This is a genomic window from Actinomadura sp. KC06, from assembly GCF_004348735.1.
Lineage (GTDB): Bacteria > Actinomycetota > Actinomycetes > Streptosporangiales > Streptosporangiaceae > Spirillospora.
The window spans coordinates 38170-53399 of sequence record NZ_SMKT01000018.1; the positions used below are offsets into that span (position 1 = coordinate 38170).

The 15230-nt window shown below is 69.7% G+C and carries 15 protein-coding genes; 10 read left to right on the plus strand and 5 right to left on the minus strand.

All coding sequences use genetic code 11. From position 1 onward, the window contains the following. Nucleotides 1-6 precede the first annotated feature (6 nt). Nucleotides 7-1392 carry an NAD(P)H-quinone dehydrogenase gene (locus tag E1287_RS08920; protein WP_131964380.1) on the minus strand — a complete coding sequence of 462 codons (1386 nt, stop codon included), beginning with the start codon at nt 1390-1392 and terminating at the stop codon, nt 7-9. Nucleotides 1393-1517: 125 nt separating this feature from the next. Between E1287_RS08920 and E1287_RS08925 the strand changes: the two genes are divergently transcribed. The 3 genes from E1287_RS08925 to E1287_RS08935 are packed head-to-tail and all read left to right on the plus strand — an operon-like array spanning nt 1518 to nt 4430. Continuing rightward, nucleotides 1518-1970 (plus strand): gamma-glutamylcyclotransferase, encoded by a 453-nt coding sequence (locus E1287_RS08925; RefSeq protein ID WP_207934090.1) that lies wholly within the window; start codon nt 1518-1520, stop codon nt 1968-1970. 31 nt (nt 1971-2001) lie between these two features. Continuing rightward, the gene (locus E1287_RS08930) at nt 2002-2802 is read left to right on the plus strand and encodes a purine-nucleoside phosphorylase (RefSeq protein WP_207934091.1); all 801 of its coding nucleotides are present in this window, start codon (nt 2002-2004) and stop codon (nt 2800-2802) included. Continuing rightward, the gene (locus tag E1287_RS08935; protein ID WP_131964383.1) at nt 2799-4430 is read left to right on the plus strand and encodes a phospho-sugar mutase; all 1632 of its coding nucleotides are present in this window, start codon (nt 2799-2801) and stop codon (nt 4428-4430) included. The genes E1287_RS08930 and E1287_RS08935 overlap by 4 nt, the downstream gene beginning before the upstream one ends. On the opposite strand, the gene E1287_RS08940 is transcribed toward E1287_RS08935, so the two are convergent. Continuing rightward, on the minus strand, nt 4423-5070 hold the full coding sequence (locus tag E1287_RS08940) for a PH domain-containing protein (RefSeq protein WP_131964384.1): 648 nt from the start codon (nt 5068-5070) through the stop codon (nt 4423-4425). The two genes, E1287_RS08935 and E1287_RS08940, sit on opposite strands and share 8 nt — an antisense overlap. A 7-nt stretch (nt 5071-5077) precedes the next feature. Continuing rightward, the gene (locus E1287_RS08945) at nt 5078-6169 is read right to left on the minus strand and encodes an adenosine deaminase (protein ID WP_131964385.1); all 1092 of its coding nucleotides are present in this window, start codon (nt 6167-6169) and stop codon (nt 5078-5080) included. Between the two features lie 522 nt (nt 6170-6691). Between E1287_RS08945 and E1287_RS08950 the strand changes: the two genes are divergently transcribed. From E1287_RS08950 to E1287_RS08975, 6 genes are all read left to right on the plus strand, one after another. Further along, entirely contained in the window at nt 6692-7945 is a 1254-nt protein-coding gene (locus tag E1287_RS08950) for an aromatic ring-hydroxylating dioxygenase subunit alpha (RefSeq protein WP_131964386.1), read from the plus strand. A gap of 36 nt (nt 7946-7981) precedes the next feature. Continuing rightward, on the plus strand, nt 7982-8662 hold the full coding sequence (locus tag E1287_RS08955) for a class I SAM-dependent methyltransferase (protein ID WP_131964387.1): 681 nt from the start codon (nt 7982-7984) through the stop codon (nt 8660-8662). A gap of 36 nt (nt 8663-8698) precedes the next feature. Then, nucleotides 8699-9898, plus strand: coding sequence for an MFS transporter (locus E1287_RS08960; RefSeq protein WP_131964388.1), 1200 nt, complete (start codon nt 8699-8701; stop codon nt 9896-9898). 97 nt (nt 9899-9995) lie between these two features. Then, nucleotides 9996-10910, plus strand: a complete 915-nt coding sequence (locus E1287_RS08965; protein WP_207934092.1) for a zinc-binding dehydrogenase — start codon at nt 9996-9998, stop codon at nt 10908-10910. Nucleotides 10911-10961: 51 nt separating this feature from the next. After that, the gene (locus tag E1287_RS08970) at nt 10962-11153 is read left to right on the plus strand and encodes a ferredoxin (RefSeq protein WP_131964390.1); all 192 of its coding nucleotides are present in this window, start codon (nt 10962-10964) and stop codon (nt 11151-11153) included. Nucleotides 11154-11158: 5 nt separating this feature from the next. Continuing rightward, nucleotides 11159-12388: an FAD-dependent oxidoreductase gene (locus tag E1287_RS08975; protein ID WP_131964391.1), complete on the plus strand. Its 1230-nt coding sequence runs from the start codon at nt 11159-11161 to the stop codon at nt 12386-12388. 93 nt (nt 12389-12481) lie between these two features. Here the strand turns inward: E1287_RS08975 and E1287_RS08980 are convergent, their stop codons facing one another. Beyond that, the gene (locus E1287_RS08980) at nt 12482-13312 is read right to left on the minus strand and encodes an ABC transporter permease (protein WP_131964392.1); all 831 of its coding nucleotides are present in this window, start codon (nt 13310-13312) and stop codon (nt 12482-12484) included. Further along, a complete protein-coding gene (locus E1287_RS08985; RefSeq protein ID WP_131964393.1) occupies nt 13309-14307 on the minus strand; it encodes an ATP-binding cassette domain-containing protein in 999 nt (332 codons plus the stop codon). The genes E1287_RS08980 and E1287_RS08985 overlap by 4 nt, the downstream gene beginning before the upstream one ends. Before the next feature lie 132 nt (nt 14308-14439). Here E1287_RS08985 and E1287_RS08990 point away from each other — a divergent pair, with 132 nt between their 5' ends. Beyond that, nucleotides 14440-15228 (plus strand): TetR/AcrR family transcriptional regulator, encoded by a 789-nt coding sequence (locus E1287_RS08990; RefSeq protein WP_131964394.1) that lies wholly within the window; start codon nt 14440-14442, stop codon nt 15226-15228. Nucleotides 15229-15230 lie beyond the last annotated feature (2 nt).

A 15230-nucleotide genomic window follows, 5' to 3' on the forward strand; every position in this document is an offset into this window, starting at 1 on the left:
GCGCGCCTAGTAGGCGTGCTCGGCCATCAGCCGCCGGGACGCCTCCGTGATGCTGCCCGACAGCGACGGGTACACCGCGAACGTGTGCGCCACCTGGTCGACGGTCAGGTGCTGCTGGACGGCCATCGACACGCCCAGGATCAGCTCGCTCGCCCGCGGCGCCACGATGACGCCGCCGAGCACGATCCCCGTGGCCGGACGGCAGAACAGCTTCACGAAACCGTCCTCGAAGCCCTGCATCTTGGCCCGCGCGTTGGTGAACAGCGGCAGCATGACCGTCCGGGCGTTGACGTCGCCGGAGTCGACCATCCGCTGCGTCACGCCGACCGACGCGACCTCCGGGTCGGTGAAGATGTTGGACGCGACCCAGCCGAGCTTGAGCGGCTGCACCGCCTCCCCCAGCGCGTGCCACATCGCGATGCGGCCCTGCATCCCGGCGACCGACGCCAGCATCAGCACGCCGGTGCAGTCGCCGGACGCGTAGATGTGCGGGACGGACGTCCGCGACACCTTGTCGACCTCGACGAACCCGCGCGGGTCGCAGCGGACGCCGACGTCCTCCAGGCCCATGCCTGCGGTGTTCGGGATCATCCCGACGGTCATGAGGCAGTGGCTGCCCTCGATCTTCGTCCCGTCCTCCAGCGTGACGATCACGCCGCTCCCCGACCGCTCCACGCCGGCGGCCCTGGACCGCGACATGACGTTCATCCCGCGCCGCAGGAACACCTCCTGCAGGACGGCGGCGGCGTCGGCGTCCTCCGTCGGCAGGATCCGGTCGCGCGACGACACCAGCGTCACCTTCGACCCGAGCGACAGGTAGGCCCCCGCGAACTCGGCGCCCGTCACGCCGGACCCGACGACGATCAGGTCCTCGGGCAGTTCCGGCAGGTCGTAGAGCTGGCGCCAGTTCAGGATGCGCTCGCCGTCCGGCTCCGCGCCGGGCAGGACGCGCGGCGTCGCGCCCGTCGCGATCAGCACGTTGTCGGCGGGGATCCGCCGGTCGCCGACCGCGACGACATGCGGCTCCACCAGCCGCGCCTCGCCCCGGACGATCTTGACGTCCTCGTAGGCGAGCCGCTCGGCGACGTCGAACGACTGGGCGCGCGCGAGGTCTTTCACGCGCCTGTTGACGGTGGTCATGTCGGCCTCCAGCGCGCCGACGATCCCGTCCGGGCCGCCGTTGAAGCGCACGCCGAGGCCCTCCGACTCCGACATCACCGCGATGCGGGTCGAGGTGGCGATGAGCGTCTTGGACGGCACGCAGTCGGTGAGCACGCACGCGCCGCCGGGGCCGTCCCGTTCGACGACGGTCACGTCGGCGCCGAGCTGCGCCGCGACCAGCGCGGCCTCGTAGCCCCCCGGCCCTCCTCCGATGATCACGATTCGGGTCACATCTTCCATTGTTTCCTACTCACGGCGATGAAAAGTCCCGTCGTGGACCGGTTTCACGGAGCGCGCCGATGCCGATACGGCCTTCCTCCCGGCCCGTAAGGGCATGTGGCGTAACCTTGGCCAACGTGGCACTGTACGCGGCGTACGCCTCCAACATGGATCCCGACCAGATGGCGAGCCGGGCTCCGCACTCGCCCATGCGCGGCACCGGCTGGCTGGCCGGCTGGCGGCTGACCTTCGGGGGGCAGGACAAGGGCTGGGACGGCGCCCTCGCGACCGTCGTCGAGGACCGGTTCGAGCAGGTCTTCGTCGTCTACTACGACGTGCCCGCCTGGGACGAGAAGGAGCTCGACGCCTGGGAGGGCGCCGCGCTCGGCGTCTACCGCAAGATCAGGGTCCGGGTGCAGACGCTGGACGGCGACGTGCTGTGCTGGATGTACGTCCTGGACGACTACGAGGGCGGGCTCCCGTCCGCGCGCTACCTCGGCATCCTCGCGGACGCGGCGGAGAAGGCGGGCGCGCCCGACGACTACGTGAAGGCCCTGCGGACCCGTCCGTGCGCGTCCCTGGGCGACTAGCCGGTCGATCCGCGCCGGTAGTGTCGGCGACGTGAGCAACGACGCTTTTGCGCTGGCGCGGGCTGCCGCGGACGAGTTGCGCGCTCGCGCGTCCGCCGACTCCTTCGACGTCGCTTTGGTGATGGGTTCGGGCTGGGTCCCGGCCGCCGACGCGCTCGGCCAGCCGTCTACCGATGTGCTGGTCACCGAGCTGCCGGGCTTCGCGCCACCGGCCGCGGAAGGGCACGCGGGACGCGTGCGGGTGGTGGAAGTCGCCGGACGCCGGGCGCTGGTGTTCCTGGGCCGGACGCACCTGTACGAGGGACACGGCGTCGACGCGGTCGTCCACCCCGTCCGCACCGCCCTGGCCGCCGGAGTCACGACGATGGTGCTCACCAACGCGGCGGGCGGCCTGCGGCCCGAACACCAGAAGGTCGGCGACCCGGTGCTGATCTGCGACCACCTGAACCTGTCAGGCGCCAACCCCCTCACCGGCGCGACCTTCCTCGATCTGACCGAGGCCTACTCCGGACGGCTGCGGACCCTGGCCAAAGAGGTCGACCCGACACTGGCCGAAGGCGTGTACGCGGCGTTCCGCGGCCCGACCTATGAGACACCCGCCGAGATCCGGATGCTGCGCACCCTCGGCGCGGACCTGATCGGCATGTCCACCGTCCTGGAGACCATCGAAGCCCGCCGCGGCGGCGCCGACGTGCTGGGCATCTCCCTGGTCACCAACATCGCGGCCGGGCTGGCCGGCGAGCCCCTCGACCACGAAGAGGTCCTGGCCGCCGGACGCGCCTCCGCCGGACGCATGGGCGCCCTCCTGGCCACCGTCCTGGCGAAACTGTGAGCGACCTGCGCCGCGCCGCCGAGGAATGGCTGGCCCAAGACCCCGACCCTGAGACCCGCGCCGAACTCCGCGCCATCCTGGACGGCGGCGACGACGCGGCCCTGGCCGACCGGTTCGGCGCCCGGCTGGAGTTCGGCACGGCCGGGCTGCGCGGCGAACTCGGCGCCGGACCCAACCGGATGAACCGGGTCACGGTGATGCGCGCGGCCGCAGGGCTGGCCGCCTGCCTGCCGCCCGGCGGCCGGGTGATCGTCGGCTTCGACGCCCGGCACGGCTCACGGCGGTTCGCCGACGACACGGCCGCGGTGCTCAGCGGCGCCGGGCTGCGGCCCGAGGTGTTCGCCGAGCCGGTGCCGACGCCCGTCCTGGCGCATTTCACCCGCGCATTTGATGACGTCGTGGCGGGGGTGATGGTGACGGCCAGCCACAACCCGCCCCGCGACAACGGCTACAAGGTGTACTGGGCCGACGGGGCGCAGATCGTCCCGCCCACCGACACCGAGATCTCCGCCGCGATCGATGCCGTCGGCCGCGTGGACGAACTACCGCTCGGCACCGCCTGGCCCGTCCACCAAGGCGCAGACCTCTACCTGGACGCGGTGTCGTCCCTGCACCTCGGCACCCCCGACCCGAGCCTGTCGATCGTCTACACGCCCCTGCACGGGGTCGGACGCGACGTCCTCCTCGCGGCGTTCGACCGCGCCGGATTCGCCGCCCCCGCCGTCGTCGCCGAACAGGCCGACCCCGATCCCGACTTCCCGACCGTCGCCTTCCCCAACCCCGAGGAACCCGGCGCGCTCGACCTGGCCCTCGCGCTCGCCCGCGAATGCGGCGCCGATCTGGTCATCGCCAACGACCCCGACGCCGACCGCTGCGCCGTGGCCGTCCCCGACGCCGGCGGCTGGCGCGTGCTGACCGGGGACGAGGTCGGCGGGTTGCTCGCCGAGCACGTCCTGCACCACACCACCGGGCACGACCGCCTGATCGCCACCACGATCGTGTCGTCGTCGCTGCTGGGTTCGATCGCCGCCGCGCACGGCGTCCGGTTCGCCGAATCGCTGACCGGCTTCAAATGGATCATGCGCGCCGGCGGCCCGTCCGACCGGCTGGTGTTCGGCTACGAGGAGGCCCTCGGCTACAGCGTCGGCGACGACCACGGGGTGCTCGTCAACGACAAGGACGGCATCACCGCCGCCATCGCCGTCGCCGCCCTCGCCGCCCGGGCCCGCCGCGACGGCCGCACGCTCCTCGACCTCCTCGACGACCAGGCCCGCCGGTACGGCCTGCACGCCACCGCGCAGCTCTCCATCCGGGTGGACGACCCCTCCCTGATCACCACCACGATGACCCGCCTACGCGCCGCTCCCCCGACCGACCTGGCCGGACACACGGTCGAATCGTTCGACGACCTGGCCAGCCCCTCGGACGGCCTGCCGCCCACCGACGGCCTGCGATTCCGCCTGGCCACAGGCTCGCGCGTCGTCATCCGCCCATCCGGGACCGAACCCAAACTCAAGTGTTACTTGGAAGTCGTCCAACCCGTCCACGGCGACATCGCGACGGCACGCGCACGCGCCGCATCCGAGCTGGACGCCCTCCGCGAAGCCGTCTCCGCGGTCCTCAGCTGACCGCCCCCACGATCACGATCACGACCAGCAGCGCCAGCGGGACGCCCAGCGCCGCCAGCGCCGGAACCGACCACGTCACCGTCCCCTTGGCCGACTCGTCCGCCGCCTCCTTCGCGGCGGCGGCCCGGTCAGGCGCGCCCGACTTCGTCCTCGGACGCTGCCGGTCGCGGATCTCGTTCAGCTGCTGCGCCGCGAACGCGGCCGGCGTCCGTCCCCGCAGGTCGAACTCCTGCTGCTTGGTCGCTTCCTTCCGCGCCCGCGCCTCCGCCTTCGCTTGAGCGCGCGGCGACGTCTGGTGCACCCAGGCCCGCGACTCCAGCTCCGCCCCGTCCGGGCCGGTGAACCGCACCGTCACGGCGTTGGTGCCCTCGATCCGCCGGACCGCGGCCCACGGCGCCCGGACGTCCCGCAGCGGGTTCCGGATCGTGACGGCGTCGTCGTCCCCGATGATCGCGGGCCGCAGCCCGACCGCGTACGCGACCCCGGAGCCGAGCAGCAGCAGGACGCCGATGCCGAACGTCATCGGCGTGTAGCTCGCGTCTCCGGTGATGCCGAACAGCAGGTCGGCGAGGTTGAGCGCGGCGAACGCCAGCCACGCGTACGCCGCGACCCGGCCGCCGGTGGAACGAATGGTCACCATGGCTCGATCATGCCAGGGGCCGGGCGCCGCTCCACTTGAGCTGCGCGAAACCGGGCTTGATCACCCCGTTGATCAGTTCGAGCCGCTCGGTGAACGGCGCGAACGCCGACTTCATCGCGTTCACCGTGAACCACTGCAGGTCGTCCCAGCCGTAGTCGAACGCCTCGACGAGCTTCGCGAACTCGTTGGACAGCGTCGTCCCGCTCATCAGCCGGTTGTCGGTGTTCACGGTGACGCGGAAGCTCAGCCGCCGCAGCAGCCCGATCGGATGCTCCGCGATCGACTTCGCCGCGCCCGTCTGGATGTTGGACGTGGGGCACATCTCCAGCGGGATCCGCTTGTCCCGGACGTAGTCGGCGAGCCGCCCGAGCCTGGGCTCGTCGCCGTCCACCTCGATGTCGTCGATGATCCGCACGCCGTGGCCGAGCCGGTCGGCGCCGCACCACTGGATCGCCTGCCAGATCGACGGCAGCCCGAACCCCTCGCCCGCGTGGATGGTGAAGTGCGCGTTCTCCCGCTGCAGGTACTCGAACGCGTCCAGATGCCTGGTCGGCGGGTACCCGGCCTCGGCGCCCGCGATGTCGAACCCGACGACGCCCGCGTCCCGGTACCGGACGGCCAGCTCCGCGATCTCCATGCTCCGCGCCTGGTGCCGCATCGCCGTGACGAGCGTCCCGACCCGGATCCCGTGCTCGCGGCCGCCTTGCGCGAACCCGTCCAGGACGGCCTCGACGACCTGCTCCAGCGACAGCCCGGCCCGCAGATGCTGCTCCGGCGCGTACCGGACCTCCGCGTAGACGACGCCGTCCTTCGCCAGGTCCTCCGCGCACTCGTACGCGACCCGCGTCAGGGCCTCGACGGATTGCATCACCCCGACGGTGTGCGAGAACGTCTCCAGGTACCGCTCCAGCGAGCCCGAGTTCGCCGACTCCTCGAACCACGCCCGCAGGTTGTCGGCGTCCATGGACGGCAGTTCGCCATACCCGGACTCACGCGCAAGATCCGCCACGGTCCCGGGCCGCACCCCACCGTCCAGGTGGTCGTGCAGCAGCACCTTCGGCGCACGCCGGATGTCCTCAAGAGTCGGCCGAACGTTCATGCCCCGAATCTACCCGCATCCATGGGCTTAGGTCGTCGGCCTCCTCGCCGACGACCTGCATGGCCGCATTGCCGCAGCATTCATACCGCTATTGCCATTACCGGGCCGAACAGTTCCGCGCCATCCGCCCGTACCCCGCCATCACGACCTAAACATGGCATCGACCTGCTCGATCCAGACGCCCACGGCAAGGGCCGGAGTCTCTGCTGCTTGCTGCGCCGGAAAATCCGCTCATCCAGTCTCAGATTGCCGAGCAGTCACATCCACAACAAGTTTTGCATCATGCTCCGGACCGGGCTTGAACACTGGCCTGACGCGTCACCGCATGACGCCGACGGTCTCTTTGAAATTTTATCCGTGCAGGTGGGAGCGCAATTCTTGATGGCCGCGCCACAGGCGCGGGTTGACACACGGGGACGGCATCACACAGCATCGAAATGTCTACCGGCCGCTGGCGAGCCGTGTCGGTTCCGCGCGAAAAGATGGAACGAACACTCGTTATTCGGTCTGGAGTGACTTTTCATGTCCGAGGTGTCCGGCCCCCGACCTGGTGAGAACCTGTACGGAGACGAAGCAGCCGATGCGCCCGGAACGGATGCGGTCGGCGTCGGCAGGTCGGTCGTCACCGCCGAATCCGACCCGAGCGAGATGAGCGAGTTCGCGATTCTGCCCAAGGACGCCTACACGAGTGAGGAGTACCTGGGCGTCGAGAACAGGCGGCTGTTCAGCGTGTCCTGGATGTTCGCCGCGTTCGTGCGCGACGTCGCCGAACCCGGCGACGTCGTCCCGGCCATGGTGCAGGGCGTACCGATATTCGTCGTCCGCGATGAGGACGGATCGCTCAAGGCATTCCACAACGTCTGCAGCCATCGCGGCAGCCAGTTGGTGTGCGAACCGCAAAAGGGCCAGAAGACGATCGTGTGCCCTTACCACGCGTGGACCTACAAGCTCGGCGGCGAGCTGGCCTGGACGAAGCATTTCGCCGGCGTCAACGCCACGGAGCTGCCGGACCGCCAGCAGAACAAGCTGGGGCTCAAGCAGATAGCCGTGACCGAGTGGCTGGACTTCGTCTTCGTCAATTTCTCCGCGATGCCCGAGCCGTTCGAGAACTCCATCGCCGAACTCCGGGCACGCTGGGCCGATTATGATCTCAGCGTCATGAGGCACGGGGCCTCGCTGACCTATGACTTCAAGGCCAACTGGAAGCTCATCGTGGAGAACTTCCTCGAGAGCTACCACGTCCCCTTCATCCACAAGACCCTGAACACCTACTCGCCGTTCTCCCAGCGCTACCAGGTGAAGCTGAGCGACCGGCTGATGGGCATCGGCACCGGTCTTTACGAGCCCGACTCCATCAACGGTCTGAGCCTGCCCAAGTGGCCCCTCAAAGGCGGCGCGGACACCGTGCGCGCCGAGTACTTCAGCGTGTACCCGACCTTCCTGATCGGCGTCATGCCCGATCACCTCTTCGCCTGGATTCTGGAACCCATCAGCGCGGGACGGACGATCGAGCACCTCAATTTCTATTTCGTCGGCGAAGAGGGCGCCTACGCGGAGGAGTACGCACCGCACCGCAGGCAGACCCTGGACAACTGGAAACAGGTCAACGACGAGGATTGGGAGATCATCCAGCGGATGCATGCGGGAATGCAGTCACCGGCCTTCCCCCACCCGCTGCTCTCCCGAGAGATGGAGCGCAATATCAACGCGTTCCAGACACTCATCAGGACACATGTGGGCCTGCCTGGCGAGGCCAAGACGACGCTGGTGTCCTGACGAGTTCAGCGTCCACTCCCATCGCGAAAGGAACCCATGAGCGGCGCGTCCTTCAAGTCCACGGACATCGATGCGAATCACGACGTCAGTCTGGAGAACATCAAGGCATCACATGCGCTCTCCGGCGATGTGAGCGCCCTGGACGCCTACTACCAGGACTGGGCGGAAACCTATGATGCCGACGTTTCAGCCGAAGGATACGTCGGCCCCGCCTTCACCGCGCATCTGGCCGCGGCGGCCGTCGCCGACGCCGGGATGGAGCCTTCCGACGTCACCGTGCTGGACGCGGGCTGCGGCACCGGCCTGGTCGGCGCCGAGCTGGCCAGGTCCGGCTTCGGCGCGGTGGACGGGGTCGACCTCAGCCGGCCGATGGTCGAGAAGGCCCAGGCCACCGGGTTCTACCGGAACCTCGTCGGCGGCGTGGACCTCAGCGAGCCCATCGACTGCGTGGAGGACGAGCACTACGACCTGGTGACCTGCTGCGGAGTGTTCACCGTCGGGCACGTCGAGGCCGAGGCGCTCGACCACATCGTCGCACCCGCCCGCGCCGGCGCGTTTCTGGTGATCAGCACTAGGAACAGTTACCTGCGCGAATCACGATTCACACAGCATGTGGACGAACTCGTCGGCGACGGCAAACTCGAATTGCTGAAGGCCGACGACGACGGGCCCTACATCGACGAGGAAGGCGCCACCTACTGGGTCCTGCGGAAGTAGCAGGGAACAAAACAGGGAACAAGGGGGTCGATCTCCATGCTCCGCGAGAGCTCGGGAGGGTTTCGCGGCCGGTGGGGCATGGTCTGCGCGGGCACGGCACTGATCGGCACCTGCTATGGATTCGCCCGTTTCGCCTACGGGCTGTTCGCACCCGAGTTCAACGAGACCTTCGCCATCTCATCGACGATTTCGGGGATCATCGGCTCCGGTAGCTATATCGGCTACTGCGTGGCGATCGTCCTCAGCCTGATTCTGACCGAGCGGGTCGGCGCCCGGCGGGTCGGGGTCGGCGCGGGCGTGGTGGCGACGATCGGGACGGCGACGGTGGCACTGGCGCCATCGTCCCTCGTCCTGGCCGCAGGCGTGCTCGTCGCGGGATCGAGCACCGGGATCGCCTCGCCTCCGATGGCCGCGGCCGTCAGCCGCTGGGTGCGCGAAGGGGTCCGGGACCGTGCACAGAGCGTGGTCAACGCGGGCACCGGGATCGGTGTTCTGGTGTCCGGGCCCATAGCCCTGGTGCTCATCGACCAGTGGCGATGGGCGTGGGGCGTCTTCTCCCTGCTCGCTGCCGCGGTCACGCTGTGGATCTGGCTGACCGTCCCGCACACCACGTCGGAGGGCCGCGGTCCGGCCGGTGAGCGCGGGTTCGTCCCGGGAACGGCGCTCCTCCTCCTCGGTGCGTTCCTCATGGGCCTGAGCAGCGTGGCCATGTGGACGTTCGGCCGTGACCTGATCACCAGCGAGGGCGGCGCCGGACCGGTGGTGTCCACCTCGATGTGGACGGTGCTCGGCGCGGCCGGGTTCGTCGGCGCGCTCAGCGGCGATCTGATCGCGCGTTCCGGCCTCGCCCGGTCGTGGACGATGGTCATGATCGCCATCGGTGGCGCCACCGCCCTCCTCGGACTCGCGCCGGCGTCGGCTCCGGTCGCGTTCCTCGCCGGCGGGGTCTTCGGCGCGGCCTATGTGGGCTTGTGCGGTCTGGTGCTGCTCTGGAGCACCTCGCTCTACCCCGAACGCGCGTCGTTCGGCGTGGGTGTCTCGTTCATGATGATCGCGGTCGGACAGACGGTGGGGGCGCCGCTGGCCGGGGCCCTGACCGACGCCGCGGGCGGTGTCACCGCGTTCTACGCGTGCGCCGCCGTCGGGCTCCTCGGATCACTCGTGCGGCCGGGGACGAAGCCGGACGGTGCGTCCGACACGCCCGCGCCCATCGTCGCCGCCCACCGGAGGGACTGACATGCGCGGTGTCGTGCTGACCGGATTCGGCGGGCTCGACAAGGTGGAGTACCGCGACGACCTGCCAGACCCACGTCCCGCCGCGGACGAGGTGGTGGTGCGCGTCGCGGCCGCATGCCTCAACAACACCGACGTGTGGACGCGCCAGGGGGCCTACAGCGCTGGCGACGAGCCCACCGGCTGGTCGGGCGAGCCGATCTCGTTCCCCCGGATCCAAGGCGCGGACGTGGCCGGCCATATCCACGAAGCCGGCTTCGGCGTGCCGGACTCCCGCCGGGGAGAACGCGTCCTGATCGATCCGATGGTCTACACGGGCGGTGAGCGCGAGCTGGTCCGGCCGCGGTATCTGGGCAGCGAGATCGACGGTGGATACGCCGAATTCGTGGCCGTGCCCGCGAGTAACGCGCACCGGATCGAAAGGCGATGCGGCGACGCGGAACTCGCCACCTTCCCCACCGCGTACCTCACGGCGCTCAGAATGCTCGAACGCGCGCGGGTGACGCGGGGAGAGACGACTCTGATCACCGGAGCGTCCGGCGGGGTCGGGTCCGCGCTCGTCCAGCTGTGCCGGGTGCGCGGCGCGCGGACCGTCGCCGTGACCTCGCCGGGAAAGGTGGAGCAGGTCGCCCGGCTCGGCGCGGACACCGTGCTGACCCGCGACGAGCTGCGTGCCGCCGGACCGGTCGACGTCGTCGCCGATGTGGTGGGAGGCCCGCTCTTGCGTGAGCTGCTCGACGAGATCATCCGCCCGCTCGGCCGGTATGTGACCGCCGGGGCCATCGCCGGCCCGCTCGTCGAACTCGATCTGCGGAGGCTCTACCTCAAGCAGATCGAACTCATCGGTTCGTCCTTCGGCTCGCATGAAGATTTCTCCCGGCTGGTCGAATTGATTGAGAACGGCTCCCTCCGGCCACTGCTCGCGCACACCTATCCGCTGGCCGAATTCGTCAGAGCACAGCAACACTTCATGCGCAAGGACTTCGTCGGAAACATCGCGCTGGAAATGGGGTGAGGAGTTGCCTCGACCACTGCACTCGATCGACAGACCCGAATGGAGGATGGGATGCGAATCGTGGTCGACTGGAATCGCTGCCAAGGAATCGGCATGTGCGAATCCATCATGCCGGACGTATTCGAGGTGGACCAGGACGGGCAGTTGACCCTGCACACCGACACCGTCATGGAGGGCAAGGAGGCGGAAGCGGCCGAGGCCGTGGCCGCCTGTCCGAGCGAAGCCCTCTCCCTCGAGGACTGATCCTCATGACCGGGACGCTGGTCGTTGTCGGCGCGTCGCTCGCCGGCCTGCGGGCGGTGGAGGCGGTGCGCGCCGACGGATGGGACGGCCCGATCTCGCTGGTGGGTGCGGAGGAACATCTGCCGTACGACCGGCCGCCGCTGACCAAGGACTATCTGTGCGCCGACGAATGCCCCGACACGACCTACCGCGGCAGCGCCAGACTCGCGGACGAATTCGGTGTCACGCTGCATCTCGGAGAGCCCGCGACCGCTCTCGACGTCGACGAAGGAACCGTGGTCGTCGGCGACCGTCCGATGCGCTACGACGCCCTGGTTCTGGCGACCGGATCCTATGCGAGATCATTCCCGGGTACCGGGAACCTGGACGGCGTCTTCACGATACGGACGCTGGACGACGCTCGTGCCCTGCGCGGCGCTCTGCGTGTCGGCTCGCCGAAACTGACCGTCATAGGCGCCGGTTTCATCGGCTCGGAAGTGGCCTCGGTGGGCCGGGAACTGGGCCTCGATGTCACGGTGGTGGAAAGGGCGCCGACACCTCTGGCGGGTGCGATCGGTGAGCGCATGGGGCAGGCGCTCACAGAGATTCACCGGCGCAATGGCACAAAAGTGATCACCGGGGTGGGCGTCGATGGAATCGTCGGCGACACCCGCGTCCGCGCGGTCCGGCTCGCGGACGGACGGGACGTCCAGACCGACGTCCTCGTCGCGGGCGTGGGCGCGGCGCCTTGCACGGAATGGCTGGACGGCGCCGGACTGACCGTCGAGGACGGGGTGGTGGCCGACGCGACCTTGGCCGCGGCGCCCGGCGTCTACGTCGCGGGCGATATCGCACGCTGGCCCAACGCCCTGTTCGACGACGTCCTGGACGGCCCGATGCGCCTCCAGCACTGGACGTCCGCGGCCGAACAGGGGGCACGTGCCGCTCGCAACGCCGTGGCGCCGTCCCGTGCGCAGCCCTATCAGACGATCCCGTACTTCTGGTCGGACTGGTATTCGAGCCGCATCCAATTCGTGGGAGTGCCCGATTCGGATCGCCACGACGTGGAAACAAGTGTCGTGGCGGGTGACCACACCGGCGGCGGTCCGTTCACGGCCCTCTATTGCGCGAACGATCGAATCATCGGCGCGCTGGCCGTGGACATGAGAGCCGAAGCGATGAAGTATCGCCGCCTGATAGCCCAGAACACCGGTCGGACGGCCGCTCTGGAGTTCGCCGAAAGCCGGCGCCGATGACCGGGCCGCTCGCCGGGCGTCGGCGGGCGTCGCATCGACCCGGTGCGACGCCCGCGTACGGTCCCGACACGGCCGCCCGGAGGTCAGGGGCCGTCAGCGGCTGAGGCGCTGGTAGCGGCGGACGGCGAGCGGCAGGAAGATCGCCGTGAGGACGATCGGCCAGACGATCGCCATCAGCATGGCGTGCTGCTCGATCCAGGTGTCGCCGACGGCGGCCGGGTTGCCGAACAGCTCGCGGGACGCGGTCACGGTGGCGGAGACCGGGTTCCACATCGCGATCGTGCCCAGCCAGTCCGGCATGAGGGACGGCGCCACGAACGCGCTGGAGATCATCGCGAACGGGAACGCGACCGCGAACAGGCTTCCGGCGGCCTCCTCGTTGGGCACCAGGAGGCCCAGCAGGACGCCGATCCAGATCAGCGCGAACCGCAGCAGCAGGAGGAGCCCGAAGGCGGCGAGGGTGTCGAGCACGCCGCCGCTGGAGCGCCAGCCGATCGCCAGCGCGGTCAGCGCGAGGACGACGAGGTCGAGGGACGCGCCGATCAGGTCGCCGACGCCGCGTCCGGTGACGACGGCGGACGGCGACATCGGCATCGACCGGAACCGGTCGGTGACGCCGCGGGCGCTGTCGTAGACGACGACGTACGCGGTGTTCATGAAGCCCATCGCCATCGTCATGCCGAACATGCCCGGCATGAGGAACTCCTGGTAGTCGCCGCCGCCGGGGACCGACATCGCGCTGCCGAACACGTAGCCGAACAGCAGGACGGAGACGATGGGGAAGCCGAGCTGCCAGGCGATGTTGCTCGGCTGCCGGACGTAGTGGGTCAGGCCGCGCAGGACGATCGTCCAGCAGTCGGCCGCCGCCCAGTAGAGCCGCGTGCCGAGCGCGTCATCGTCGGCGGTCTTGGCCTGGGCGTTCACGCCTTCACCTTCTCCTTCTTCTTCGGAGCCTTCTTCGGGGCGTCGTCCTCGCTCTCGGCGCGGTGGCCGGTGAGGCGCAGGAACACCTCGTCGAGGGTAGGACGGCGCAGCCCGATGTCGTCGACGCCGATGCCGTCGTCCTGGAGGGTGCGGGCGACCTCGGTCAGCGCGGCGACCCGTTCGGTGACGGGGGCGTGCACCCGCGCCGCCGTCTGGTCGATCTCCGGTTCGGCGGACGCGACGCGGGCGACGACCGCCGCCGCGGCGGACAGGTTGGCGGGGTCGCTGACCACGACCTCGATCCGGTCGCCGCCGATCAGCCGCTTCAGCGACTCGGGCGGGCCGTCCGCGATGACCTTGCCCCGGTCGAGGACGGCGATCCGGTCGGCGAGCTGGTCGGCCTCGTCCAGGTACTGGGTGGTCAGCAGGACGGTCGTGCCCTGCGCGACGAGCGACCGGACCGAGGCCCAGACCTCGTTGCGGCCGCGCGGGTCGAGGCCGGTGGTCGGCTCGTCCAGGAACAGGACGTCCGGCGCGAAGATCATGCTGGCCGCGAGGTCGAGGCGGCGGCGCATCCCGCCGCTGTACTCCTTGAGGCCCTTGTCGGCGGCGTCGAGCAGGTCGAAGCGCTCCAGCAGCTCTTCGGCCCGTTCGGCGGCGCGCTTCTTGCCCAGGTGGAACAGCCGGCCGAACATGCGCAGGTTCTGCCGTCCGGTCAGGACCTCGTCCACCGCCGCGTGCTGGCCCGCCAGCCCGATCCGGCGGCGCACCTGCCGGGGCCGGGTGGCGACGTCCAGCCCGGCGACCTCGGCGCGGCCGCCGTCCAGCCGGACGAGCGTGGTCAGGATGCGCACGGCGGTCGTCTTCCCGGCCCCGTTCGGGCCGAGCAGGCCGTAGACCATGCCGTTCGGCACGGCCAGGTCGAAGCCGTCCAGTGCCCGTTTCTCTCCGTAGATCTTGCGGACCCCCTCGGCGAGGATCGCGTTGTCCGGCATGCCGCCTCCTAGTTCGCGTATGCCCTACGCAAATTAGCGTACACTATACTCGAAGTGAAGCCGGACCCGCGCGATAGCGTCGTGTCCGGACGCCGGCGGGCGGCGCCGGACATGGGAAGAGCAGGACGGACGATGGCAACGGAGCACGGCGACGACCGCGATCTCGGACGCAGCCTGAAGCTGCTGTGGGGTGACCGGACCCGGCCGCCGCGCGGCCGCCCGCCCGGGCTCAGCCTCGACCGGATCGTCACGGCGGCCGTCGAGGTCGCCGACGAGCTCGCCCTCACCGACGGGATCGAGGCGATGTCGATGCGCTGCATCGCGACCCATCTGGGCGTCGGCACGATGACGCTGTACCGCTACGTCCCGGGCAAGAGCGAGCTGCTCGACCTCATGCTCGACCGCGTCATCGAGTTCCCCGAAGAGGACCCGGAGCAGTGCGCGGACGACGGGCGCGGCTGGCGCGAGATCATGGCGGCCGACGCCCGCGGCCACTGGCGGCTCTGCATGGACCATCCCTGGTACCCGTTCGTGGACCAGAGCCGTCCGCTGCTCGGCCCGAACTCCCTGCGCGGGCTGGACCAGCTCCTCGGCCAGCTGCGCCCCTTCGGGGCCGACGACCGGACGCTGATGATGATGATCGGCGTCCAGTACGACTATGTGCACGGCGTCGCGCGCAGCCACATCAACGAGCTCCGCGCCGAGGCGCGGACGGGCGTCAGCAGCGAGGAGTTCTGGCAGGAGCAGACGCCGACGCTGGAGAGCGCCCTGAACAGCGGCGCGTTCCCGAACATGGCCAGCCTGGACGAGAAGACCTTCGACTTCTCCTACGAGCAGCTCTTCGAGTTCGGCCTGGCCCGCATCCACGACGGTTTCGCGCCCGTCCTGGACGCGCCTTCGGGTGACGCGCCTTCCGGGTAAGG